The sequence below is a fragment of the Klebsiella sp. CN_Kp100 genome (assembly GCF_040065315.1).
Classification (GTDB): Bacteria; Pseudomonadota; Gammaproteobacteria; order Enterobacterales; family Enterobacteriaceae; genus Klebsiella; species Klebsiella oxytoca.
This window is the reverse complement of the sequence record NZ_JBEAIJ010000002.1, coordinates 83,709-108,995: the sequence shown is the minus strand read 5'-3', so window position 1 is coordinate 108,995 and position 25,287 is coordinate 83,709. Positions and strand designations below refer to the sequence as shown.

Here is a 25,287-nt window from a genome sequence, read left to right as displayed (position 1 = left end):
GTGAGCGCATAAAAAAACCGGCGCGATCTTCGCGCCGGTTATGAGGCATATTTTGGCTTGTTCGATATTAACGGCGTAATATCTCAGGGTTATGCTGTAGCTGCCGGAGAAAATTGCCGTAGCCCTGCTCACCCACCCAATAATTAATACTCTTCTCGACGCCGACGGAGGTTAACGTCGCGCCGCTGATACCATCCACGGTGTAATCATCGTGCTGGCCAGGAGTATTTTGTACGACCTTCAGCGCCGGCTGGCCGTTATTATCGCGTATTTTTTTGCCCGGCCATTGGCGACGCCATTCGGGATCTGTCACGCGCGCGCCCAGCAGCGGCGTCTCATTTTGCTGATAATACAGCAGGTCTTTTACCGTGCGACCATCGGTAGCCAGCGCGATCAAGCCATACATCATCGATTTTGCCCCTTTACCGTAAAAAGGCAGTATAACCTGCTGAATTTCATTATCATTATTGCGAATAAGATAAACCACTGCCCGCGGGCAGCGCTGGCGAATGGGCGTCGGGTTCTGCGCTACTGCCGGTTCACCGCAGCCTTTTTGCCCAGCGGTATCCTCTCCCGGCGCAACAAACTGGCCGCTATCCAGATTAACCTGACGGACGATCACCCGTTTTGCATAGAGCGATTTCAGCGCCTGCGGATCGCGAGGTTCGTTGCCGGTTAAACCCGCCACCTGCAGCACCGCATTTTCTGTCGCCGCATTTTCCGGTACGGCATAATTGTCTTTGGACAGTAAAAACCAGGCGACAACAATTGCAAAAATAAGAATACAAAACACCATCAAAATTAAAACAATAATTTTACCTTTACGCATGCGCTTCATTTTCCCATCGGTTGGCATCCTTAATACAGAGTGCAATCATTTGCCTCTGGCTGTCCAGAGCTGATGATAATTATTATCGTTATCATTAATTCTGCAGAGCGCCAAAGCCGGCGGGATAAATATCCCCGACTGCAGAGAAAAATATCTCCCCCCTATTTTTTATTTCTCCCCTGTTCTCTGGAGATGATCGCCCAGCGTAACGACAGCCGCGCGCAAACCTTGATCTTCGCCGTTGCTCAGCGCAGCATGGAACGGCAAACACACTAAAACAATAATCCGCAACCCACTCACAGGAGAGAATCAGTGCAAACAGGACATCGCTTCCAGGCCACGGATCTGCATCATTTTGTTAAAACCCTTTTCGCCCATATGGGAAGCTCCCCCACCGAAGCGTCGCTTATCGCCGACCATCTGGTTGCCGCCAACCTGGCCGGGCATGACTCCCACGGCGTAGGCATGATCCCGAGCTACGTACGATCCCACGCGCAGGGCTATCTGCAGCTCAACCGCCACGCCAGCGTGATGAAGGACGCGGGTGCGGTTGTCACGCTGGACGGCAACGGCGGCTTCGGCCAGGTCGTGGCCCATGAAGCCATGCAGATCGGTATTGAGAAGGCGAAACAGCACGGTATGGCCGCCGTGGCGCTGCGCAATGCGCATCATATTGGCCGCATCGGCTACTGGGCGGAACAGTGCGCCGCCGCCGGAATGATCTCTATCCATTTCGTAAACGTGGTTGGCAACGTGATGGTCGCCCCGTTCCGCGGCAAAGATAGCCGCTTCGGCACGAACCCGCTGTGCGTGGTTTTTCCGCGCGCCGGCCATCCGCCGCTGCTGCTGGATTACGCCACCAGCGCCATCGCTTTTGGTAAAACCCGCGTTGCCTGGCATAAAGGCGTGCCGGTCCCTGCGGGGTCACTGATCGACGCTCGCGGCGTCCCCACGACCGACCCGGCGGTGATGCAGACATCGCCGCTGGGGGCGCTGCTGACCTTTGCCGAACACAAAGGTTACGCGCTGGCGACGCTGTGCGAAATTATCGGCGGCGCGGTATCCGGCGGTAAAACCTCGCATCAGGAGACCCTGCAGGGCAGCGTGGACGCTATCTTCAACTGCATGACCACCATTATTCTCAGCCCGGAAGCGTTCGATGCGCCGGATATGCAGCGCGAGACCGAAGCGTTTATCGACTGGTGTAAACAGTCCCCGCACGAGCCGGACGCGCCGATTCTGGCCCCGGGCGAGTGGGAAGAGGCTAACCGCCAGCAGCGCCTGGCGGAGGGCATTCCGCTGGACGCCGGAAGCTGGCAGGCGATTTGCGCCGCCGCCGAAGAAGTCGGTTTACCCGCCGACACCCTCGCGCGGCTGCGGCAGAAGCTGGCCTGATTTTCCCGCCATGACGCCCGCCCGGGCGTCATGTCATCGTCATTAGTGTCGACATCACTGCCGCCATCTCTTTTCCGAACAAATATTATCTTTATATTCAATGCATTAATTATTGGCACGCGCTGTGCATAACGCTTGCGTCATTTGCCGGTACGCTGGCTTATGGCGCCCTGACACCGGCGGGCCGGGTCCGGTCTGTCCGTTGTTGTTTATTCACTGTTAACAGGTCTGTTACTGATGAAAAAAATCACGAGCGTTTGCCCTTATTGCGGGGCCGGTTGCAAACTTAAGCTGGTCGTCGAAAACAATAAAATTATCCGAGCCGAAGCCGCTGATGGCGTCACCAACCAAAATCAGCTGTGCCTTAAAGGCTATTACGGCTGGGATTTTCTCAACGATACCCAGCTGCTGACGCCGCGTCTGCAGCAGCCGATGATTCGCTATCAAAAAGGCGGCAAATTCACCCCGGTAAGCTGGGATGAAGCTATCCGCTATACGGCGAAAAAACTGCGTGAAATAAAGGAGAAGCATGGCCCGCGCGCCATTATGACGACCGGTTCATCCCGCGGTACCGGCAATGAAACCAACTATGTGATGCAGAAGTTCGCCCGCGGCGTGCTCCACACCAATAACGTCGACTGCTGCGCCCGCGTCTGCCACGGCCCGTCGGTGGCCGGACTTCAGCTGGCGCTGGGTAACGGCGCGATGAGCAACTCGATCAGCGATATCGAAAACTCGAAATGTCTGCTGGTCTTTGGCTATAACTGCGCCGACTCCCACCCTATCGTCGCCCGCCGGGTGATTAAAGCCCGGGAAAACGGCGCGAAAATCATCGTCTGCGACCCGCGCCGTATCGAAACCGCCCGCATCGCCGATCGCCATCTGCAGCTCAACAACGGCAGCAACATGGCGCTGGTCAACGCCTTCGCCCACGTCCTGCTGGAAGAGGATCTCTATAACCACGATTACGTCGACCGTTTTACCGAGGGGCTCGACGCCTATCGCGAAACGGTAAAAGACTATTCACCTGAAGCCGTTGAGGAGATAGTCGGCGTGCCGGCCGCTGAAATTCGCCAGGCGATGCGCATGTTTGCCGCCGCCCCCTCCGCGACCATTATGTGGGGCATGGGCGTCACCCAGTTCGGCCAGGCGGTGGACGTCGTCAGAGGGCTGGCCAGCCTCGCGCTGTTAACCGGTAACCTCGGACGCGCCAACGTCGGCGTAGGCCCGGTGCGCGGGCAAAACAACGTTCAGGGTGCCTGCGATATGGGCGTATTGCCAAATATGTTCCCCGGCTACCAGGACGTCACCGACGCCAGCGTTCGCGATAAGTTTGCTAAAGCATGGGGCGTTAACCCGGCGGTCATGGACGACCAGGTCGGCACCCGAATCACCGAAGTGCCGCACAAAGCGCTGGCCGGCGAAATCAAAGCCTACTACATCATGGGGGAAGATCCGCTGCAAACGGAAGCCGATTTGGGCCTGGTGCGCAAAGGGATTGAGGCGCTCGATTTCGTGGTGGTGCAGGATATCTTTATGACCAAAACCGCAGAGATCGCCGATGTGCTGCTGCCCGCCACCTCCTGGGGCGAACACGGCGGCGTCTTCACCTGCGCCGATCGCGGTTTCCAGCGCTTCGAGCAGGCGGTTATCGCCACCGGCAACGTTAAGCGCGACTGGGAAATCATTTGCCTGCTGGCCAGCGAAATGGGCTACCCGATGCATTACGACAATAACCAGCAAATCTGGGACGAAATGCGCGAGCTTTGCCCCCTGTTCTACGGCGTCACTTATGAAAAAATGGGCGATATGAACCACGTTCAGTGGCCGTGTCCGACGCTGGATCACCCCGGTACGCCGTGGCTGTATAAAGATAATCTCTTCGACACGCCGACCGGCAAAGGCCAGCTGTTTGCCGCCCCGTGGCGAGCGCCGGCCGAAACCCCGGATGAAGCCTACCCGCTGGTGCTCTGTACCGTGCGCGAAGTGGGCCACTACTCGTGCCGTTCGATGACCGGTAACTGCGCGGCCCTGCAGTCGCTTGCCGATGAGCCGGGCCGGGTGCAAATCAATCGCGCCGACGCGCAGCGTCTCGGCATCGCCGATCAGCAGCTGGTGTGGGTGAGCTCGCGACGCGGTAAGGTGATTACCCGCGCCGACATTAGCGATCGCATTAACCAGGGCGCGGTGTATATGACCTACCAGTGGTGGGTGGGTGCCTGTAACGAGCTGACGCAGGATAATCTCGATCCGATCTCGAAAACGCCGGAAACCAAATATTGTGCGGTGAAGGTAGAGGCTATTGCGGATCAGCGCTGGGCCGAGCAGTATGCATGGAACAGCTACAGCGAGATGAAAGCCCGCCTGAAAGCGGCCGTGAACGTGTAAAACACCGGAGGGAGAGACGCGCTTCTCCCTCCATATCCACTTTCGCTCCCGGGGGCGGCGCGCAACGCGCCTTGCCCGGGCTACGGGTTCAGTGCCGTCTGCGGGCCGGTAGCCCGGACAGATGCGCAGCATCGCCTCCGGGATCGGTCTCTTACGCCAGCAGCGTCTCCACCAGCGTCGTCCACAGCGCCACGCCGTGCGGAATCAGTTCATCGTTAAAATCATAGCCGGCATTATGCAGCGGCTTTGACGCCGTCTCGCCATCGGTGCCGATCCAGAAATAAGCGCCCGGGCAGGCCTCCAGCATACAGGCAAAATCTTCCGACGCCATGGACGGATTACCGTTCCAGATCACCGCCGACTCGCCCAGAAGCGCACTCGCCACCTCACGAACTTTCTGCGCTTCAGCAGGATGGTTGGTGGTCACCGGATAGCCGGGATACCAGGCGATTTTGCCTTCCACGTCTGATACCTGCGGCTGGGCGGCGACATAGCTCTCGATCAGCCCCCTGACCCGCTCGCGCACCTGGTTGTTCAGGCAGCGAAAGGTGCCGCGCAGCACGACTTTATCCGGCAGCACGTTAATCGCCTCCCCGCCGGAAATCTGGGTAATGCTTACCACCGTGGATTCCTGCGGCGACAGGCGGCGCGACGGAATGGTTTGCAGCGCCATAATCAGCTGTGCCGCGGCGACAATCGGGTCCGCCCCGCGCTCCGGCATCGCCGCATGGCAGCTCTTGCCGGTCAGGGTGATTTCAAACGCATCGAGAGAGGCCATCATCGCCCCGCTGCCGATCGCCACCTGGCCCAGCGGCATTCCCGGCCAGTTATGCAGCGCGTAAATGGCATCCATCGGGAAGCGCGCAAACAGCCCCTCTTCCACCATTTTACGCGCGCCGCCCAGGTTCTCTTCAGCAGGCTGAAAAACAAAGTGCACGGTGCCGCGAAAGCATCGGGTCTGCGCCAGATGGGCCGCTGTCGCCAGCAGCATCGCGCTATGGCCGTCGTGGCCGCAGGCGTGCATCACGCCCGGGTTTCGCGATTTATAGCCGACGTCGCTCAGCTCGGTTATCGGCAGCGCATCCATATCGGCCCGCAGGCCAATTACCGGACCGGGGCCGTTCTCCAGCGTCGCGACCACGCCCGTACCCGCCAGCCCGCGATGCACCTGAAGGCCAAATGAAGCGAGCAGTTCAGCCACCCGGCGCGACGTTTCCTGTTCCTGATACCCCAGCTCAGGGCAAGCATGAAAATCACGTCGCCAGCGAATGGCCTCGGCGATCAGTGAAGGGGACACAGCCATGACATACTCCTTTCCTGCACAGCTTCAGCGCTGAACGAGTGTTTTATGCGATTTTTTAGGGCTACGGGTAACCCGCTAGCCTATTGGTTATATCCTTTCGCCCGCTCGCTGACAACTTCCGCCAAACCCAGCGCCAACGCGCCCCTGCGCGGCATCGGCCTGCACTGCGTTTTTTTGTAGTCATATCAACGGTGACATAAGGCGTGCGATTAATTATTATGCAGCTATACTGGCGTTTTGCCGAATAATTCACTCTACAGACCTCCTTAACCGAAAATAAAATGTTCAACCCAGAGCAGAATCGTCTTGCCCCCACGCTGGCGATGATCATGGCGGCTTCATTAGTGGGATTTATCACCGGATACACGGTGCCCTTAATCAGTCTGGAGCTGGCGCAGCAGCAGATTGATACCGTTTACGTCGGCCTGCTGGCCGCGCTTCCGCCAGCGGGGATGATGATCTCCTCCTTCCTCTCACCCGCGCTGTGCCGGCGTTTCGAGATGGGACTTCTGCTCTCCGTCAGCCTGGTGGCGCTGGCGGCAGCTACGATCGCCTCCTGCCTGTCGTTTGATATGCTTCATCTCCTGCTGCCGCGTCTGGTGACCGGCCTGGCGTCAGGGGTAATTATCGTCATTGGCGAAAGCTGGATCACCGGCGGCGCGGCGGGGAAAAATCGGGCCACCCTGACCGGCATTTATGCCTCCGCCTTTACCGGCTGTCAGCTGGCGGGGCCGCTGCTGATCTCCGCCGGAGAGGCCTGGCAATCCTGGACGCTGCTGCTGGTCGGCGTGGTGACCCTCGCCTGCCTGCTGATGCTGCGCCACCTGCCAACAGGCAGCCGCGAACGGCTGGCGGAACGGGCCAGCTGGCGCAGCCTCGGCGCTTTTTTACCGGTGCTGGCTTCCGGCGTTTTCTGCTTTGCCTTTTTTGATGCCAGCATACTGGCGCTGCTGCCGCTTTACGGTATGGATAAAGGGCTGAATGAAGTGACGGCGGTATTGCTGGTTACGGTAGTACTTACCGGCGATGCCGTATTTCAGGCGCCGCTGGGCTGGATTGCCGACCGCTTCGGCATCCGCCGCGTACATCTGACCTGCGCAATGGTCTTCTGCCTCGCCCTGCTGGCCCTGCCGTTCCTGCTGGCATCGTACATCCAGCTGATTGTCGGCTGCCTGATTCTCGGCGCCGCGGCGGGGGCGCTCTATACCCTATCGCTGGTCCGCGCCGGGAAAACCTTCTCCGGGCAGAAGCTGATAATGATCAACGCCCTGCTGGGCTTCTTTTGGTCTGCGGGCAGCGTGGCCGGCCCGGTGGTCAGCGGCTTGTTGATTAGCGTCTCGGGCTATGACGGCCTGCTTATCACGCTGTTTGTCAGCGGCGCGCTGTTCCTGCTGATTCAATGCCTGGGTAAAAACGAAAAAGCGCTACTGGCGGACGAACGTGAGCGCGAAGAAGAGAGGGATGATATTCGCGAGGCGGCGCAGTAACGCTTAAGGGCAGTCACGGTTTGACAGAACGAAAGCGCCCTCATCGCCCGCGTAAGGTCTTCTCCCCGGCAGCGCCGTCGCGCGCCGGGGCCGGGAGTCGTTACAGCACTTTACTTAAAAACGCGGCGGTGCGCGGGTTAGTCGGCGCGCCAAAGATCTGCGCCGGTTTACCCTCTTCCTGAATGATGCCCTGGTCGATAAAGATAACCCGGTCGGCCACTTCACGGGCAAAGCCCATCTCGTGGGTTACGATCACCATGGTCATCCCTTCGCTGGCGAGATTTTTCATCACCTCCAGCACGTCGCCCACCAGCTCAGGATCGAGCGCCGAAGTGGGCTCATCAAACAGCATAATCGATGGCTTCATCGCCAGCGCGCGCGCGATGGCCACGCGCTGCTGCTGGCCGCCGGAAAGGCTGGAGGGCCAGGCGTCGCGCTTATCGCTCAGTCCGACTTTCGCCAACAGCTCTTCCGCCAGATGCGTTGCCTCCGCACGCGCCATGCCGCGCAGGCTCATCGGGGCCATAATCAGGTTTTCCAGCACCGTTTTGTGCGGGAACAGATTGAAGCGCTGAAAAACCATACCAACGCTTTCCCGCATCTTATTCAGGTCGGTCGCGCGATCGTGAGCGGCATAGCCGTTCACCTCGACTTCGCCTTCGCTAACGGTTTCCAGCGCGTTCATGCAGCGCAGGAAGGTGCTTTTCCCGGAACCGGACGGCCCGATGATACAGACCACTTCCTGTGGCTTAATATCGCAGCTGATGCCGCGCAGAACGTGGCTGTCGCCGAAGCGCTTGTGTAAATTATGAATGTGAATCACTTTTGCCAAACCTCTTTTCCAGACGGTTAACCAGCTGCGCCAGCAGGAAAGTAATAACCCAGTACACCAGAGAGATGGTCAGGTAGGGTTCCCAGTAGGTGGCGTAAGCGCCGGAAACGGTGCGCGCGGCGTAGGCCAGGTCCGCCAGACCAATAGCCGACGCCAGCGAGGAGTCCTTGACGATGGCGATGGCGTTGTTGCCCAGCGGCGGCAGTATGCGGCGAAACGCCTGCGGCAGAATCACCTGACGCATGGTTTTCCACCACGGCATTCCCAGCGCGCGGGAAGCTTCCATTTGCCCCTTATCGATCGACTGGATCCCGGCGCGGAAGATCTCCGACACGTAAGCCCCGGCGTTCAGCGTAATCGCCACGATACAGGAGAGAAACGCGCCGTAGTTTGAGCGCAGCTCGCGGGCAAAATCGGCGCTCATCATGCCGCTGGTCACCAGCAAACCGTCGCGGGGATTGATAAACAGCGGCACCAGCGCAAAGTGCACCACCATAATTTGCACGAACAGCGGCGTGCCGCGAAACGCGCTGACGTAAAAGCGCACCGGAAACTGCACCAGGTAACGCAGAACGTACTTCCATACCCCATGTTCGGCTTTCGCCATGCGCCCCAGCCCGAGGGTCAGTCCCCACAGGGTGCCGAGGATCACGCAGATAATGGTACATTTAATGGTCATCAGGGCACCGTCCATAAACAGCGGACCGTACTCCTCAATGATCTCCCAACGGAATCCCGTCATAGCCCTTCCCTAAAAAATACGGCTATCGCCAGTGTCGATAGCCGTGATGAAAACAAAAATCGAATTATTGCTGCGCTGGCAGTGTCGGAACGTTCTCGTCGAACCAGGTTTTATAGATTTTGGCGTAAGTGCCGTCAGCGACGATCTTCTGTAAACCGGCGTTTATTTTCGCCTGCAGCTCGCTGTTGCCTTTGGCCACCGCGATGCCGAAATACTGGCGCTCAAATTTGGCATCCGGCACCAGCTTGAACTGCTTCTCGGGGTGCTGCTTAATGTAATATTTCACCACGCCGACGTCGCCGACCGCGGCGCTTACGCCGTCTTCAAACAGCTCCTGCAGCATCAGCGGGGTATTATCAAAACGCTTGATTGACGTGCTGTTCTTACCCAGCACCTCGGAAACCACAATATCGCCGGTGCTGGAGTTCACCACGCCGACTTTCTCATTTTTCAGCGCCTCAAGGGAGGTGACTTTCGAATCCGCCGGCACGACGATGGACTGCTCGGCCGGGAAATAAGGGGCGGAGAAATCCACCATTTGCTTACGCTTATCGGTGATGGTGATCCCGGAAATAATAATGTCGCGATCGCCGGTACTGAGGGTGGCGAAGATCCCTTCCCACGGCGTATTGACCAGTTTGATATCAAAGCCTTCCGCTTTGGCGATCGCTTTAATGATATCGATATCAAAACCTTCCAGCTGTTTTTGGCTGTTCTCAAATTCAAACGGGCGATAGGTGCCGCCGGAGCCCACCACATATGTTTGCTGAGCCGCCTGAGCGGTGCCGATCATTGCTGCCACCAGGCAACATGCTTTCATCCAGTTCTTAACCATGACAACTCCGTTTTATGCATTAATTTTGCATAAAAATACACACAGTCAGCATGGCATGCAACCGGAAACCTTCCCGACGGTAAATTATCTGTCGTTTAGCTTCGTTTACCGCCGGATTTACCAATAGCCCGATGCAATTCATTGATCCGCTTCATCGATTTCACCGTTTTTTGCGGCGCGGTGGAGGCGACCGACAGCACAATCATCTCCAGGCATACCAGCACCGTACCGTGCAGCGGCACCCGACCGTTATCGCCGCCGCGCGGCACCTCAATCACCACCTGCGCCTCCTGGCTAAAGCGGGAATCCACCGCCTGGGTCAGCAAAATCGTCGGTATTCCCAGTCGCCGGGCCTCGCGCAGGGTCGTCATCCCCTCCCGGTGCGGCGACTTTTGCCCCATCATAATCAGCACGTCGCCGCGCTGCAGGCCTATCAGCTGCTCGGCGAGGCTAAACCCGGTGCGGTTCATCACGTACGAAGGCAGACCGATGCGGCTCAGCAGCCGGGCGGTATATTCCGCCAGAATGCCCGAGGCGCCGATCCCGAAAATCCCCACCTGGCGGGCGTCGGTGAGCAGCGCCACCGCCTGCGCCACCGCCGCACGGTTGGCGGGGCGCGACAGCACTTCGCAGGCCCGCTGATGCCCGTCCAGCACGAAATCGATGCTCGAATTGACGTCGCTGGACAAGGCGCTCACCGTGGAGATCATTTTTTCCGACGAGGTCGCCGACGGGCCGAACCAGCGCTCCATGGTCTGCTTCAGCTCCCGCAGGCCGGCGAAGCCGAGCGCCTGGATGGCGCGCACCACCGTGGCGTCCGAGGTATTCGTCGCGGCGGCGATTTCCATAGCCGTGCGCTCCAGCACCGCTTCCCGGTTTTCGTTGATATAGCTCACCACCGCCAGCAAACGTGGCGACAGTTGATGCGCGCGAGCGCGAAAACGTTCACCGAACAGGTCCACCCGTCCCTTCTCTCTTTTAACCACCGTTTTCATTGCAATCCCTCGGGCAAAGGACGACCGGCAATGTGCGACTGCACCTGGGCGACCATCAGCGACAGCGCGGCGTAGGAGTTAGAGATAACCTCGTCGCGCGGCAGCAGAATATAGCGCCCGGTGCGGCAGGCGCGCATAAAGTCGCACCAGCCGGGCATCACGCTCTCCATCGCCTGCAGCTCATCCTGCGGCCTGCCGCCGGTATCGGAACGCCAGGTGGCAAATACGAAATCGGCGTCCAGCGCCGGTAGCTGCTCGGCGCTGACGTCAATACGCTGGCCATCGGGGATGTTGTCGATCAGCGGCGGAAAGCGAAATCCGGCATCGCGCAGCACGCGGCCCAGCGTATGATAAGAGTGATGCACGGTAACCTTGCCGTTGTTGGCCTGAATCACCGAAACCACGATTTTTTGCGTGTCCACAATCGACTTCAGCTGGGCAATCTGCGCCTGATAGCGGCGTTCGAGAATCAATAACCGCGGCTGGGTGCCGGTGAGCTGCGCCAGCTTGCTATAGATGCGCGGCGCGCTGCCCTGCAGGTGGTCGATGCTGACCGTCGGCGCAATCTTCTCCAGCTGCTCCACCGAAACGTGGCGGCTGGGCTCGGTAATAATCAGGTCCGGTTTCGCGGCGGCTACCGCCTCGAGATCGATATCCGCCGTGCCGATAAACCGAATCGCGCTGTTATCAAAATCAACGCCGGTCAGCTGAGCGCTGGCGCGTAAAAAGTGGCTGCCGTCCGGACGCGTCCGGCCATGGCTGGCCACCGGCGGGACGCCAAGCTCAATCAGCGGGATGGTGATATCCAGATCGTGCATCGACACAATGCGCTGCGGATGTCGTGGAACGGTGACCGTGCGACCTAAGTCGTCGGTAAAGGTTTGCGTATCGGCGGCCGAGGCGACGCCCGCCAGCAGCACCAGCAGAGAAACGAACCAACGCATAGCGATCCTTTTTGATTTACAGGGCGTCACGACGACGCCAGAGCAGAACGATAAAAAACGGGCAACCGACCAGAGCGATGACGATCCCAGCGGGGATCTGCAGCGGCGCGAACGCCAGTCGGCCAATGGTATCGGTGACTAACACCAGCAGCGCGCCAATTAACGCGCTGCCGCAGAGCAGCGCCACCTGGCCGCCGCGCAGCAGAAAACGCGCCATATGCGGCGCCATCAGGCCAACAAAGCCAAGGCTACCGACGCAGGAGACGCTGGCGGAGGTGAGCAGCACCGGCGCGAAAAAGCGCAACAGGGTGAGCTGCTGCAGACGTACGCCGAGGCCGATGGCCGTGCGGTCGCCGAGCAGCGCCACATCGGCGGCCCTGGCGGTCAAAAAAAGGATCATCGCCCCGGGCAGCGCCCAGCAGAAGGCAACGACCAACAGCGGCCAGGTCGCCGCGTGCAAACTCCCCGCCAGCCAGATCATCGCCGTTTGTACATCGCGCACGTCGGCGGTGGTCATAAAAATACCGACCGCCGCCGCCAGCGTCCACGACACGCCGATGCCAATGAGAATAAAGCGCGGGCGCGAACAATCGCGGGCCAGCGCCAGAACCAGCAGCGCCACCAGCACGCCGCCGAGCATTCCCGCCAGCGGCCGCCAGACCAGGCCCACCGCCGGGAAGAACAGCACCAGCGCCAGGACGACAATGCTGGCCCCCTCCTTCACCCCGATAAGCCCGGGATCCGCCAGACCGTTGCGGGTAATGCTCTGCATCGCCGCGCCGGCCAGACCGAGCATCGCCCCGCACAGCAGCGCCATAAACAGCCTCGGCAGGCGGATATCAAACAGAATAAATCGCTGCTGTTCGCCCACGTTTCCCCCACCCAGCAGCGCATGGAACAGGGTACCGGAGGGCATCGGGAAACTGCCGCGGGTCAGGCCAAACAGCGCCAGCAGCAGGATGACGAGCAGCGCAACAGCGGCGATGTTTAATGCCGCGGGCCGCAGCAGAATGTGCCAGCGGCCGCAGGTCAGCGGCCGAAAGCCGGCGCGACGGACGGCATTTTTCATTTAAAAAACCTCGCGGCGATAACAATAAACACCGGCGCCCCCACCAGCGCGGTCATTGCGCCGGTCGCCAGCTCCTGGGGGGCCGCCAGCGTGCGGGCGGCGATATCCGCCAGCAGCAGCACCAGGGCGCCAACCGGAGCGGCCAGCGGCAGCGCCAGGCGAATATCTTCGCTAATCAGCCGGCGCACCGCGTGGGGGACCACCAGCCCGACAAAGCCGATCGGCCCGGCCACCGCCACCGCGGAGCCGCACAATAGCGCAATGGCGGCCAGCCCCAGCAGGCGGGTCTGAACGATTTTCACCCCCAGCCCCAGCGCGACCTTATCGCCCAGCGCCAGCACGTTCAGACGCGGGGCAATGATCAGCGCGATCGTCAGCCCCGCCAGCGCCGGAAGTAGCGCAGCGCGCAGCGTTTGCCAGTTCAGCCCGGCAAGATCGCCCGCCAGCCAGGTACGCATCGCCAGTAGCGTTTGTTCATCGAGGATCAGAATCGCCGCCGTCACCGCCGAGGCAAAGGCCGACAGCGCCACCCCGCACAGGGTAATGCGCAGCGGCGTGACGCCACCGCGACCGGACGACGACAGCAGCATCACGCCGCCAAACAGCAGCGCCGCGCCGCAGGCGGCGGCCAGCGGCCTGGCTAACGCGACGCCGCCGAGGCTGATCCCCAGCGCCGATGTCGCCACCACCGCCAGCGAAGCGCCGGCGTTAAGACCGAGAATATGCGGCTCACCCAGCGGATTGCGGATCACGGTTTGCAGCAGCAGGCCCGCCACGCCGAGCGCCGCGCCGGTGAGCAGCGCCGCCGCGAGACGTACCAGACGTAAATCAACGATAATTCGGTGGTCAAAATTGCGCGGATCGTAATGGAACAGCGCCTGCAACACCGTTTGCGGGGAAATCCAGCGCGCGCCGAGCCCGAGATGCACCAGCGAGCCGCCCAGCAGCAGCAGGCTCAGCAATACCAGCGCCAGCCGGGGCCGGGATTGTCGGCGCTGCAGCAGCAGCGCGGAGGCGCTCATAAAGCTTTCTCCTCACGAGCGCGGAACGGCATAAAAAAGGGCTTGCCGGTCTGCGGGTTGAGTGACATCTGAACGTCCACGTCAAAGACGTTTTTGATCAGCTCCGGCGTGCAGATTTCCTGTTCATTAATCACCCCGGCGATCTGCCCTTTTTTGAGAAATACCAGCAGGTCGGCATAGTTCACCGCAAAGTTCAGGTCGTGCAGGACGGTCACCACGGTGCGGCCGTGTTCGCGGGTTAAAGTTTGCAGCAGTTCGAGGATATCGACCTGATAGCGCAGATCGAGCCAGGTTGTGGGTTCATCCAGCAGAATCGTCGCCGTTTGCTGAGCGAGGGCCATTGCGATCCAGCAGCGCTGGCGCTGGCCGCCGGAGAGGCTATCCACCGGTAAATGAGCGAATTCTGCGGTGCCGGTGAGCCGTAGTGCCTCTTCCACCGCCCGTTCATCGGCTTGCGACCATTGCCGCATCAGCCCCTGCCACGGATAGCGCCCGCGCGAAACCAGTTCAAAAACCGTCAGCCCCTCCGGGGTCAGCGGCGATTGCGGCAGAATGCCCAGCCGACGGGAAACCTCCCGGGTCGGCATCTGGTGAATCACCTCGCCGTCCAGACGTACGCAGCCCCCCAGCGGCTTGAGCATCCGGGCGATAGTCGACAGCAGTGTCGATTTACCCGAACCGTTGGCGCCGGCCAGAACGGTCATTTTCCCGTGAGGAATGGTGAGATGAATATTGTCGATAATTAACGTCTGGCCATATCCGGCCGACAGGGAATCAAGGACGATTCCCTGCTCTGCAGGCAACACCCGCTGTGGCATAACTCGCTCCCGCGCCGCAACGGCGTGGCGTCGGGCCCGCGCGTTCCGCACTCAAACATAAATAAATCTCATTCTCTTTTGATCATGCGGTGGATGAATGTAGTAGTCAATACCCCATTACCGCGTCTGACTTCACGCTTTATCACCTCCCCGTTAATGACCAGGTAAAAAATTTATTATCAATAAAAACAATAAAATAAACGCTTACCCTCTCGTCAGATCGCCGCTAAATGATTGATTATTCATTTCGCCGATTTTTTATCTTACATAACGTTTACTACTACATTTCTTCGTGTTTGAATGATTCTCAATTACATATCTGGCGCGCGGTACGGCGTAAAAAACAGCCAGGTTTATTTTCCAGGGCAATGATTTTATTGGCTTTACCTCACCGCAAAGGTGAGGTTCGTTCACGAGAAACAACAATGACTCCATTAAATGTCCCTTCTTCGGCATTAAAAGGGCGTGCGCTTTTTTCACTGATTTTTTTCACCTCACCGGGATTATTGGCAGCGGTTAATGGCGCCGATACAACAAAAAAAACCGCCGACGAGACCATGACGGTCGTGGCCGACGGCAGCAGGCAAAGCGCCACTAACGGTTATCAGCCGGTCAATACGTCAACCGCTACCCTGACCTCCATGCCGATGCTGGATATTCCTCAGGTCGTCAATACTGTCAGCGAACAGGTGCTGCAGGATCAGCACGCGACGAACCTCGATGAAGCGCTGTATAACGTCGCCAACGTGGTGCAAACCAATACCCTCGGCGGAACCCAGGATGCCTTTACCCGCCGCGGCTTCGGCGCTAACCGCGATGGTTCAATCATGACCAACGGCTTGCGCACCGTACTGCCGCGCAGTTTTACCGCCGCCACCGAACGCGTCGAAGTGCTTAAAGGCCCGGCCTCAACGCTGTACGGTATTCTCGACCCCGGCGGATTAATCAACGTGGTGACCAAACGCCCGGAGCGCACTTTTGGCGGCTCTGTTTCCGCCACCTCCACCAGCTTTGGCGGCGGTACCGGCCGATTTGACGTCACCGGCCCCATTGACGGGACGCCGCTGGCGTATCGGGTGATTGGCGAATATCAGCATGAAGATTACTGGCGTAATTTCGGCAAAGAGAAGAGCAGCTTTATTAACCCCTCTCTGACCTGGTTCGGCGAGCGGGCGACGGTGAACGTGTCATATTCGCACCGTAACTACAGTACTCCCTTCGATCGCGGCACCATCTTCGATCTGAACACCGGTCATGCGGTGAACGTCGATCGTAAAACCCGTTTTGATGAACCGTTTAATATTACCGACGGTTATTCCGATCTCGCGCAGCTGAATGCCGAATACCGTCTCAGCGACGCCTGGACCGCCCGCTTCGACTACAGCTACAGCCAGGATCATTACAACGACGATCAGGCCCGGGTAATGGCCTACGACTCGGCGACCGGCAACCTGACCCGCCGCGTCGATGCCACACACGGTTCAACCCAGAAAATGCACTCTTCGCGAGCGGATTTACAGGGTAACGTGGTTATTGGCGGCTTTTACAACGAGATCCTCACTGGTCTGGCCTATGAGAATTACGATCTGCTGCGCACCGATATGATCCGCTGTAAGAACGTCAAGGGTTTCAATATCTATAATCCGGTCTACGGTACTGTTGGCAAATGCTCCAGCGCTTCGGCATCCGACAGCGACCAGCGCATTCAGCAGGAGAGCTACGCGGGCTACGTTCAGGACGCGCTCTATCTTACCGATAAATGGATTGCCGTTGCCGGAGTGCGCTATCAGTATTACACCCAGTACGCCGGTAAGGGCCGCCCGTTTAACGTCAATACCGACAGCAGCGACCAAAAATGGACGCCGAAAGCGGGCCTGGTTTATAAGCTGACGCCGTCCGTTTCGTTGTTCGGTAACGTAGCGCAGTCGTTTATGCCGCAGTCCTCTATCGCCAGCTATATCGGCAACCTGCCGCCGGAAGAGTCCACGGCGTACGAGCTGGGCGCAAAGTTTGAGCTGTTCAACGGCGTCACCGCCAATATTGCGCTGTTTGATATTGATAAGCGCAACGTTCTCTACACGGAATCCGTGGGTGATGAAACCGTGGCGAAAACCGCCGGTAAGGTGCGCTCTCGCGGCGTCGAAGTCGACGTGGCCGGATCCTTGACCGATAACCTGAGCGTCATCGCCAGCTACGGCTATACCGATGCGAAGGTCACCGACGATCCGGATTACAAAGGCAAACCGCTGCCGAACGTGCCGAAACACACCGGTTCGCTGTTCCTGAGCTATGACATTCATAACGTCTACGACAGCAATACGCTGACGGTGGGCGGCGGCGGTCGCGCGGTGAGCAAACGTTCCGGGACCAACGGCGCGGATTATTATCTGCAGGGCTATGCGGTGGCGGATGTGTTTGCCGCCTATAAGATGAAGCTACAATATCCGGTCACCCTGCAGGTTAACGTGAAGAACCTGTTCGATAAGACCTATTACACCTCCTCCATCGGCACCAATAACCTCGGTAACCAGATCGGCGATCCGCGGGAAGTGCAGTTTACGGTGAAGATGGATTTTTAAGCCTCATCCCTGTCCCGGATCGCGGCGCGCGGCGCCTTATCCGGGCTACCACACCATAGCCCGTGCAAGGCGCGCCCCTACCGCGCCGCCCCAGGAATGCCCGCCGAACGGTCGGAATCAGCACGCCCCATGTAGCCCGGGCAAGGCGCGGCCCTACCGCGCCGCTCCCGGGACTACCCGCCGAACGGTCAGAATGAGCACAATCCCTGTAGCCCGGGCAAGGCGCGGCCCTGCCGCGCCGCCCCCGGGAATCCCCGCCGAACGGTCAGAATGAGCGCGCCCCCAGTTAGTGCGTTGCCTTACCAGTCCTCTCCCTGGCCAAGAATACGCAGAATATCCTGACGATGCTGCAGCAGCAGCGGATTGTCGCGATGGCGAGGATACGCCAGCGGCAGCGCAAACTCGGCGATAATCCGCCCCGGCCGCGGCGACATGATTAACACCCGATCGCACAGTAGCAGCGCCTCTTCGATATCGTGAGTGACCAGCAGGCTGGTATAGCCCTGCTGCTGCCACAGGGCGATCAGCTCCCGCTGCATGCTGATGCGGGTAAGCGAATCCAGCTTGCCCAACGGTTCGTCGAGCAGCAGCAGACGCGGTTCATTCAGCAGCGCGCGCGCCAGCGCCGCACGCTGCGCCATCCCGCCGGAAAGCTGGCGCGGCAACGCCTCACTAAACGCCTGCAGACCCATTCGCGCAATCAGCGCGTCGGCCTTTGGCTCAAGCCCCTTTTTCCCCTGCGCCTGCGGCCCCAGCAGCACATTTTGCCGCACCGTCAGCCACGGATAAAGGGTCGGGTCCTGAAACACCAGTATTCGCTCGGGCCCCGGCCCGCCCATCGCCGCCTCATCAATCTGAATTTGCCCGGCCTGCTGCGGCTCCAGGCCAGCCAGCAGCCGCAGCAGAGTGGATTTACCGCAGCCTGAAGGGCCGAGCAGCGCGACGCTTTCTCCGGGCCGCAGCTGCAGGCTGATATTCTCCAGCACCGGCACCGTCCGTTTGCCGAGGGTAAAAGCATGATGCAGATGGCTTATCGACACCGCCGCGCCGGTCGATGCCGCCTGAGAAGTGGCGTTCGCGGTTACCATTGCATCCCTCCCCGCTGCCAGCTCAGCAGCCGGTCGCGCACCATAAACAGCCCGCTAATCAGGCCGGAGCAAAGCAGCGCCATCACCAGCAGCGCCGCGTACATATTGGGATAGGCCGCCCAGCCCTGCGCCCACTGCAGATAAAAGCCGATCCCGGATTTCACGCCGACCATTTCGGCGACAATCAGCACCGAAAACGACGCGCCCAGCCCCATAAACAGGCCGACAAAAACGTTCGGCAACGCGGCGGGGATCGCCACGCGCAGGATCAGGAAACGCTGGCTGGCGCCCAAGGTGCGCGCCACGTCATACCACGCCTTATCGATGCCGATAACCCCGGACCAGGTCAGCACGGTCACCGGGAACCAGGTGCTGAGCGCGATCAGAAACACGCTGGCGCCAAAGCTGGAAGGGAAGATAAACAGGCACAGCGGCAGCAGCGCGGTGGACGGCACCGGCCCCAGCAGACGTAACACTGGATGCACCCAGTAGCCGATCCGCTGGGACCAGCCGATCGCCAGCCCGCTGATAAAACCGCAACTGGTGCCCAGCAGCACCCCGAGCCCGAGCAGCCCCAGCGAATGCAGAAGGCTATCGAGCAGGCGCGGCCAGTCATCGTGCAGCACCTCAATCAGCGCCTGCGGCGGCGCGAAAAACGGCACCGGCAAAAATGCCGTCTTTGCCGTCAGCCCTTCCCACAGCGCAAAGAGCAGCGGCAGCAGCGCCAGCCACTTTCCGGCATGCTGCAGACGCGTCCCCCGCTGCCGCCAGTAGCGGTAGCTCAGCGCCAGCACCAGCAGCCCGCCGCCGAGGGTGAACTGCGCCAGCGCCCACCCTTCGCTAAACGGCCAGCGCCGCCCGGCATCGGGCCAGGCCAGCGTATACAAGCCGCCCAGCAGCCACAGCGCGGCGGCCAGCCAGCCTTCCGTCCACCGCGGCCTGCCGCTTGCCGGGCGCGCCAGCGCCCGTTCAGGCGAAAACGTTGACATAAATGCTCTCCGCAAACTGATGGGGATCGGTTCCCGGTTTAATGACCTGCACCCGCTGAAGATCCACCGCGTACTGGGTCAGCTCTTTAACAAACGCTTCGCCCACCGCGTGATGACCGTGCCCCTGGCCGTGGAGAATGCCGCTGACCTCCGCCTCATTGGTATTCAGCGCATGGGCGAGGAAGGATTGCGCCACGCTCTCCGGGTGCGCGGCGGCATAGCTGTGCGCCTCAAGAATCGCCTGGGTGAGCGCGGCGGCGGCCGGTTTATGATCGCGCGCCAGGCTACCGCTGACCCCCAGTACGCAGCAGCTCAGCCTGGCATAATCGCCGGTCATATTGCTGGCGATAAGCTGATATTTACCGGTGTCCAGCAGACGATAGCTAAAGGGTTCGCTACCGCTGATGGCGGCGATTTCGCGTTTATCCAGCGCCACGCTGAGCAAATCCGCCGGATAGACTTTCCACTGCACATCGCTTATCGGATCGATACCGTGGCGCTTAAGCAAGATGGCGAAAAAGTTTTTATCCGGCCCGGCCATATCGGTGACGCCGATGGTTTGCCCCTTCAGGCTCTCCAGGCCGCCGAACGGCGAGTTTTTCGCCGTCAGCAGGTTCAGGCAGCCGCCGTGGGTTCCGGCGGTGAGCTTCACGTCGAAGCCCTGCTCCAGCGCCTTCAGCCAGCGCAGCGCCATCCCGACGCCAGCGTCGGCCTTGCCGGTGGCAATTGCCTCCAGCAGCACGTCCGTCGAATTGCCGAAGTTAACGAACTCCACGTCGAGATTGTATTTACTGAAGATCTTCTGCTGCTCGGCGACGGCGACTGGCGCCAGGCACACCGCGCTTTTGTTAATCGCCAGCTTGATTTTGTACGGCTGCGCCAGGCGCAGGGCCAGGTGTTCCTCACCACTCGCCATGGCCGCCATATCGTGAGCCCAAAGCGGCAGGGATGCGCCGGCCAGCGCAAGGCTGCCGGTCAAGCGTAAGAAACGACGGCGGGAAAAAGCAGAGGTTATCATGGCGTCGCCTCCGCATGGGCCTGCGCGGCAGGCACGCTAAAGCCGTTATCAAACGTCGGCGTCACCTCCAGCTTCGCGCGGATCAGCCCGTTGGCGAGATAAAAATCCGCCGTCGACTGCTGCTGGGCGACCGTCTTCGCGTTCAGAGGCTGCCACTGCGACTGGCGATTGGCAAACTGCGCGCGGGCGATATCCGCCGGGAAGCGAATAATCTCCCCCAGGGTTTTACCGTAGCTATCGAGATTGGCATACGCCCAGCGCTCGGCGCCGGCCAGGCGATTGAGGTAATCCTGCAGCGCCGCGCGCTTCTGCGGGTCCTTCAGGGCATCATCGGTTGCCGCCAGGAAGGTGTTGCCCGGCAGCAACCCTTTGCCGCTGACCAGGATCTGCCCCTCGGCGGTCTTCACCAGCTGCGTGGTGTACGGCTCCCAGGTCGCCCAGGCATCAACCGAACCGTTGAGCAGCGCCACTTTGGCGTCCACCGGACCGAGAAACACCCACTGCACATCCTTTGGCGAAATTCCCGCCTGCTCCAGCGCTTTCAGCGCCACAAAGTGGCCAATCGATCCTTTACCGGTAGCGATGCGTTTGCCTTTTAAATCCGCGGCGCTTTTCAACGCGCTGCCGGGCGAGACCAGCACCGCGGTGCCGGCCGGATTGCTTTTATCGACGGCGATGGCTTTAACCGGCGCGCCGTTAGCCAGCGCGAACAGCAGCGGCGCATCGCCGATTATCCCCGCATCCACCGCCCCGGCGTTAAGCGCTTCCGCCAGCGGCGCGGCGGCCGGAAACTCGGCCCATTTAATCTCATATGGGAGATTCTGCAGGGCGTTGGCGGCCTCCAGCTGCGAACGCATGCCGCCTTTTTGATCGGCAATTCGCAGGGTGATTCGCTCCTGAGCCGCCGCATAGCCGCTGAGGACCAGCAGTATGATCGCGCCGCCGAAAGCGGTAACATTAAATCTGCGCATGAGAATTATCCTTATTTTTGAAAAGCGTGTTTGCCAGCCGCCAGCCACGCGCTGTCGCTCTGCGGGGTGTGTACCCGTCCGCACAGCACGTTACGATAGTGGCGTTCCAGAGGATTTTGCCGACTCAGGCCATGGTTGCCGGTGAGCTCCAGCGCCAGGTTTACCGCCTGAATGGCATTGTCGGTAATCGTGACTTTCGCGAGATTCGCCTCAATGGCGGAAAAGCCCAGCTGCGCGGCCTTTTCCAGCAGACTGCGATTGACCAGTAGCCAGCCGTCAATCTGGCCGACTTTTTCCTGCACCCGCGGCAGGCTGGAAAGCGGTTGCCCAAGGCTCCCCGGGATACGCGTACCCAGCCAGGACACAAGCCAGTCGCGGGCCGCCCGCGCGATGCTGTCGTAAATTGCCGCCAGTAGCGCCGTGTGGCGGTTGGCAAACAGGCGAAACTGTTCAGCATCCGGCGCGGGAGGCGCATCGGCAGCCCATACATCCACCGCGTGATCGGCGGCCACCTGCACGTTGTTGAGCACCACTTCATGGCTGCCGGTTGCCCGCATTCCGCCGTGGTCCCAGCTTTTGACGACGCTAATACCGTCACTTTCGCGCGGCACCAGCCAGGTGCCGACCAGCGGCGGAGCGTCGTCGCTGCGGCCCCAGATGGCCAGCCAGCTCAGCCCCTCAATACCGGTGGTATAAATTTTATGGCCATTAATCTGCCACCCTTCGGCGCGGCGGGTCGCCACGGTTTGCGGCAGGCCGCCGCGCGCCGGGGAGCCCAGTTCCGGCTCCACGCGCAGGCTGTTGATCAATCCTCCCCGCTCAACGGCATCGTGAAAAACCCGCTGGCGCAGCGGCTCGGACCAGTTCTCGTTTTCCGCCAGCCGCAGATGATGCAGGTACTGCATGCAGACAATCAGCGCCGTCGCCGGTTCGCCCCAGGCAATAGCGGCAATCGCCTGCTGGAGCCTGGGAAGATCGGCACCTGCCCCGCCGTACTGCAGCGGTACGGCGAGGCTTAAAAAGCCGCGCTGGCGCAGACGGTCGATATTGTCGCGGGGAAAGTCGCCGCTGGCGTCGAGGCTGGCCGCCTGCTCCGCCATCAGCTGGCGAATCTCCGCGAGCCGTCGCGCCCACTCATCGGTAGCCGGATGGTTCACGATGCGCGCTCCGCCGCGGCGCGCAGGGCCGCTTTTTCGCGGGCGATCGGCAGCAGCGCTTTACCGTACTCCTGGGCATCGTTGAGCGGATCGAATCCGCGGATCAGGAAGTTGCGCACGCCGAGGTCGTAATAATCGAGCAGCGCGTCAGCAACCTGTTCCGGAGTGCCTACCAGCGCGGTAGAGTTGTGGCCGCCGCCCACCAGCTGCGCAATTCCGGTCCACAGACGTTTATCTACCACCTTGCCCTGCGCTGCGGTGGCCCGTAGACGCTGCGCCCCGACGCTGTCGGGCTTGGCTTTGAAGCCGTCCCCGCTCTGCGCCGCCCGTTCGGTGGCGACGTGCAGAATATGCTCGGCTTTTTCCCAGGCCTCAGCTTCAGTCGCGGCGATAATCGGCCGGAACGAGACGCTGAAGTCGATGTCTCGCTGATGTTTCGCCGCCTCGGCCCGCACGCGCTGGATGGTATCCTCCGTTTGCGCCAGCGACTCGCCCCACAGAGCGAAAACATTGGCGTGCTTGCCGGCCACGGCGATAGCGGCTTCCGACGAGCCGCCGAAGTAGAGAGGGATATGCGGTTTTTGCAGCGGGCGTATCGCCGACCACGCCTGTTCCGCCTGATAAAAATCATTGGCGATATCCACCGGCTGTTCGGCGGTCCATACCTTGCGGACGGTCTCAAGGAAGGCATCGGTACGCGCATAGCGCTGGTCGTGATCGAGATAATCGCCGTCGCGGCGTTGTTCGGCGTCATTGCCGCCGCTGATGATATGCACCGCCAGCCGTCCGCCCAGCAGATGTTCAAGGGTAGCGAACTTACGCGCGGCGAGGGTCGGCGAGACAAAACCGGGACGATGAGCCAACAGGAAGCCGATCTTTTGCGTCGACAGGCCCGCCAGCGCGGTCACCAGAAATCCGTCGGGTTGATCGGACCAGTGGCCCACCAGCAGGCGGTCAAACCCGGCGGCCTCGTGGGTTTGCGCGAAACGCACGATGTAATCGCGGTCAAAAATCGGACCGACCGGGGCGATGGTTTCCGACGACAGACGGTGGCCGATCATGCCGAGAAATTGAATGCTCATGCAGAACTCCTTGTAGCAGGATAATGAGTGGGCCGCCGCGGCGGCGCGTTTTCATTACCCTATACACGGGCTCTTAATGAACAAAATGCATTTTTATCATATCTTAATATGCGAGACAAGCATTTATAAAAATTATATATACGTTTCAGCCAGATACGTTTAGCTGCTGAACGACTTTGCCGGCGAAAAAAGTCAGCGGCTGGCTCAGATTAGCCAGATTCTGCGCGTGAACCAGCCACAGATGCACCTCGGGCTGGAAATCCGCCAGCGTCAATATTGTCACCTCATCGCGCCACGGGCTGGCGGCCAGCGCGGCGCGCGGGACCAGGCCAAGCCCCAGCCCTTGCGCCACGAGGCTGATTTGCAGCTGAGCGCCGGCGGTCTCAACATTCAGCGCCAGACGCAGCCCCTGGGACTGCAGCTCGCGAATCAGCCCGGCCCGCAGGCCGCAGCCGTCGGGATTAAGCACCCAGCCTTTTTCCGCGCAGTCGCGCAGCGCCCCGGCGTGAAGACGCCAGCTTTTGGCCGCAATCACCGCAATATCCAGCGGGCACAGCAAGCGCCCGCCGTAGCCCTCAGCAAAGCGTTGCTGTTCCGGCCCCATCGCCAGCACGCCGTCCAGCTCGACGCTTTCAAGGCGCTTTTGCAGCAGCCCGCTCCAGCCGCAGGTCACCTGCGGTCTCAGGGCGGGAAACTGCTGGCGCAGCGCGGTCAGCGCCGGCTGCAGCGCAATTTCCGCCACGCTCTGCGGAACCCCGAGACGCAGGATGCCGTGCGGCTCGGCCTCGGGGTCGAGCAGGCCGTACAGCTTTTTGGTCTCCCGCTTAATGCTCAGGCACTGCTCGTAAACCCGGTGCCCGGCGGCGGTCAGGGTGAGCGGCCGGGTCTGACGCACAAGCAGCGTCACGTTGAGGGTTTGCTCCAGTCGCTGAAGTCGGCGGGTTATCGCCGATTGGGTAATACCGAGATATTCCGCGGCCTGATTAAGCGAGGAGAACTGCACGGTGGCCAGCAGTGCGTCAATGTCGTCGATGCGCATAGCGTCCTTAATGTGATTTTTGCATATTAATATATGCGGAAATTGCATTTTAATTATATTAACGCCTTTGCTAGCGTAAAGACCAGTCCCGACAACAGGAAGCGACCATGACCGCACCGCGAGTGGAAAAATTACGCCAGTTTATTCAGGACCTTGATGCCCTGCATCGCGAATTTGCCGATGAGCCAGCCCTGCTTGACGCCGTGGCTCAGCGCCTGGCCACGCTGGTAAAAAAAGATGACTGGCTGCCGGAAGAGTACACCCTGCCGCACCCCCACCACTATCAGCAGTATCTACTGCATGCCGATTCCGGACAGCGATTTTCCATCGTCAGCTTCGTCTGGGGGCCTGGGCAATCGACGCCGATTCACGATCATCGGGTGTGGGGCGCCATCGGCATGCTGCGCGGCGCGGAGGAGAATCAGCGCTACCGCCTGGACGAGCGCGGCCAGCCGGTGGTCAGCGGCGTTGCCGAACGCCTCTCCCCTGGTGAAGTAGAAAAAGTCTCTTCCCGCGATGGCGATATTCACCGGGTGAGCAACGCCCTCGCGGATAGCGTCTCGATCAGTATTCACGTTTACGGCGGCAATATCGGCGGCGTCAGGCGCGCGGTCTATACCCCGGAAGGCCTCGTCAAACCTTTTGTCTCCGGTTACTCCAATCGCCACTTGCCCAATATCTGGGATCTCTCAAAGGATAATTAAT

The 25,287-nt window shown here is 60.3% G+C and carries 20 protein-coding genes and 2 pseudogenes; 5 read left to right on the top strand and 17 right to left on the bottom strand.

Features of this window, described 5'->3' with window-relative positions; genetic code table 11:
• Positions 1-67: 67 nt before the first annotated feature.
• The gene (gene nqrC, locus ABLV12_RS02560) at positions 68-838 is read right to left on the bottom strand and encodes an NADH:ubiquinone reductase (Na(+)-transporting) subunit C (protein WP_017145718.1); all 771 of its coding nucleotides are present in this window, start codon (positions 836-838) and stop codon (positions 68-70) included.
• Positions 839-1,141: 303 nt separating this feature from the next.
• Here nqrC and ABLV12_RS02555 point away from each other — a divergent pair, with 303 nt between their 5' ends.
• Together ABLV12_RS02555 and fdhF are read left to right on the top strand one after the other, a co-directional pair.
• Entirely contained in the window at positions 1,142-2,224 is a 1,083-nt protein-coding gene (locus ABLV12_RS02555) for a malate/lactate/ureidoglycolate dehydrogenase (RefSeq protein ID WP_004102825.1), read from the top strand.
• Positions 2,225-2,461: 237 nt separating this feature from the next.
• Positions 2,462-4,612: a formate dehydrogenase subunit alpha gene (fdhF, locus tag ABLV12_RS02550; protein WP_016809484.1), complete on the top strand. Its 2,151-nt coding sequence runs from the start codon at positions 2,462-2,464 to the stop codon at positions 4,610-4,612.
• 151 nt (positions 4,613-4,763) lie between these two features.
• Here fdhF and ABLV12_RS02545 read toward each other — a convergent pair whose 3' ends face one another.
• Positions 4,764-5,915: a M20 aminoacylase family protein gene (locus ABLV12_RS02545; RefSeq protein ID WP_023321150.1), complete on the bottom strand. Its 1,152-nt coding sequence runs from the start codon at positions 5,913-5,915 to the stop codon at positions 4,764-4,766.
• Between the two features lie 281 nt (positions 5,916-6,196).
• Here ABLV12_RS02545 and ABLV12_RS02540 point away from each other — a divergent pair, with 281 nt between their 5' ends.
• A complete protein-coding gene (locus tag ABLV12_RS02540; protein ID WP_004102828.1) occupies positions 6,197-7,402 on the top strand; it encodes an MFS transporter in 1,206 nt (401 codons plus the stop codon).
• Between the two features lie 100 nt (positions 7,403-7,502).
• On the opposite strand, the gene ABLV12_RS02535 is transcribed toward ABLV12_RS02540, so the two are convergent.
• The 8 genes and pseudogenes from ABLV12_RS02535 to ABLV12_RS02500 all read right to left on the bottom strand — a co-directional run bounded on the left by ABLV12_RS02535 (position 7,503) and on the right by ABLV12_RS02500 (position 14,659).
• Positions 7,503-8,225, bottom strand: coding sequence for an amino acid ABC transporter ATP-binding protein (locus tag ABLV12_RS02535; protein WP_004102830.1), 723 nt, complete (start codon positions 8,223-8,225; stop codon positions 7,503-7,505).
• Positions 8,209-8,976 carry an amino acid ABC transporter permease gene (locus ABLV12_RS02530; RefSeq protein WP_004102832.1) on the bottom strand — a complete coding sequence of 256 codons (768 nt, stop codon included), beginning with the start codon at positions 8,974-8,976 and terminating at the stop codon, positions 8,209-8,211. Before ABLV12_RS02530 ends, ABLV12_RS02535 begins: the two co-directional genes overlap by 17 nt.
• A 64-nt stretch (positions 8,977-9,040) precedes the next feature.
• Complete coding sequence (locus ABLV12_RS02525; RefSeq protein ID WP_004102835.1) at positions 9,041-9,811, bottom strand: basic amino acid ABC transporter substrate-binding protein; 771 nt, start codon at positions 9,809-9,811, stop codon at positions 9,041-9,043.
• Positions 9,812-9,906: 95 nt separating this feature from the next.
• Positions 9,907-10,806: a MurR/RpiR family transcriptional regulator gene (locus ABLV12_RS02520; RefSeq protein ID WP_004102837.1), complete on the bottom strand. Its 900-nt coding sequence runs from the start codon at positions 10,804-10,806 to the stop codon at positions 9,907-9,909.
• A pseudogene (locus ABLV12_RS02515) lies at positions 10,803-11,773 on the bottom strand (ABC transporter substrate-binding protein); the annotation flags it as partial. The pseudogene ABLV12_RS02515 and the gene ABLV12_RS02520, both read right to left, overlap by 4 nt.
• Positions 11,767-12,819, bottom strand: coding sequence for an iron ABC transporter permease (locus ABLV12_RS02510; RefSeq protein ID WP_049121755.1), 1,053 nt, complete (start codon positions 12,817-12,819; stop codon positions 11,767-11,769). The gene ABLV12_RS02510 and the pseudogene ABLV12_RS02515, both read right to left, overlap by 7 nt.
• Positions 12,816-13,841, bottom strand: a complete 1,026-nt coding sequence (locus ABLV12_RS02505; RefSeq protein WP_348866758.1) for an iron ABC transporter permease — start codon at positions 13,839-13,841, stop codon at positions 12,816-12,818. The genes ABLV12_RS02510 and ABLV12_RS02505 overlap by 4 nt, the downstream gene beginning before the upstream one ends.
• Positions 13,838-14,659, bottom strand: a complete 822-nt coding sequence (locus ABLV12_RS02500; protein ID WP_004102842.1) for an ABC transporter ATP-binding protein — start codon at positions 14,657-14,659, stop codon at positions 13,838-13,840. Before ABLV12_RS02500 ends, ABLV12_RS02505 begins: the two co-directional genes overlap by 4 nt.
• A 557-nt stretch (positions 14,660-15,216) precedes the next feature.
• Between ABLV12_RS02500 and ABLV12_RS02495 the strand changes: the two genes are divergently transcribed.
• The gene (locus ABLV12_RS02495; RefSeq protein ID WP_097365455.1) at positions 15,217-17,238 is read left to right on the top strand and encodes a TonB-dependent siderophore receptor; all 2,022 of its coding nucleotides are present in this window, start codon (positions 15,217-15,219) and stop codon (positions 17,236-17,238) included.
• Between the two features lie 299 nt (positions 17,239-17,537).
• Here the strand turns inward: ABLV12_RS02495 and ABLV12_RS02490 are convergent, their stop codons facing one another.
• The 7 genes and pseudogenes from ABLV12_RS02490 to ABLV12_RS02460 form a co-directional block, all read right to left on the bottom strand.
• Positions 17,538-18,326 carry an ATP-binding cassette domain-containing protein gene (locus tag ABLV12_RS02490; protein ID WP_004102846.1) on the bottom strand — a complete coding sequence of 263 codons (789 nt, stop codon included), beginning with the start codon at positions 18,324-18,326 and terminating at the stop codon, positions 17,538-17,540.
• Positions 18,320-19,315, bottom strand: coding sequence for an ABC transporter permease subunit (locus ABLV12_RS02485; protein WP_004113547.1), 996 nt, complete (start codon positions 19,313-19,315; stop codon positions 18,320-18,322). Before ABLV12_RS02485 ends, ABLV12_RS02490 begins: the two co-directional genes overlap by 7 nt.
• On the bottom strand, positions 19,296-20,333 hold the full coding sequence (locus tag ABLV12_RS02480) for an ABC transporter substrate-binding protein (RefSeq protein ID WP_024274305.1): 1,038 nt from the start codon (positions 20,331-20,333) through the stop codon (positions 19,296-19,298). Before ABLV12_RS02480 ends, ABLV12_RS02485 begins: the two co-directional genes overlap by 20 nt.
• On the bottom strand, positions 20,330-21,304 hold the full coding sequence (locus ABLV12_RS02475) for an ABC transporter substrate-binding protein (RefSeq protein WP_064397621.1): 975 nt from the start codon (positions 21,302-21,304) through the stop codon (positions 20,330-20,332). The genes ABLV12_RS02480 and ABLV12_RS02475 overlap by 4 nt, the downstream gene beginning before the upstream one ends.
• 11 nt (positions 21,305-21,315) lie before the next feature.
• The gene (locus ABLV12_RS02470; RefSeq protein WP_049121698.1) at positions 21,316-22,461 is read right to left on the bottom strand and encodes an acyl-CoA dehydrogenase family protein; all 1,146 of its coding nucleotides are present in this window, start codon (positions 22,459-22,461) and stop codon (positions 21,316-21,318) included.
• Positions 22,439-23,543 (bottom strand): annotated as a pseudogene (locus ABLV12_RS02465) (LLM class flavin-dependent oxidoreductase). Before ABLV12_RS02465 ends, ABLV12_RS02470 begins: the two are co-directional and overlap by 23 nt.
• Positions 23,544-23,688: 145 nt before the next feature.
• Positions 23,689-24,582: a LysR family transcriptional regulator gene (locus tag ABLV12_RS02460; RefSeq protein WP_348866757.1), complete on the bottom strand. Its 894-nt coding sequence runs from the start codon at positions 24,580-24,582 to the stop codon at positions 23,689-23,691.
• A 107-nt stretch (positions 24,583-24,689) separates the two neighbouring features.
• Here ABLV12_RS02460 and ABLV12_RS02455 point away from each other — a divergent pair, with 107 nt between their 5' ends.
• A complete protein-coding gene (locus ABLV12_RS02455; RefSeq protein WP_004102858.1) occupies positions 24,690-25,286 on the top strand; it encodes a cysteine dioxygenase in 597 nt (198 codons plus the stop codon).
• Position 25,287: the final 1 nt, after the last annotated feature.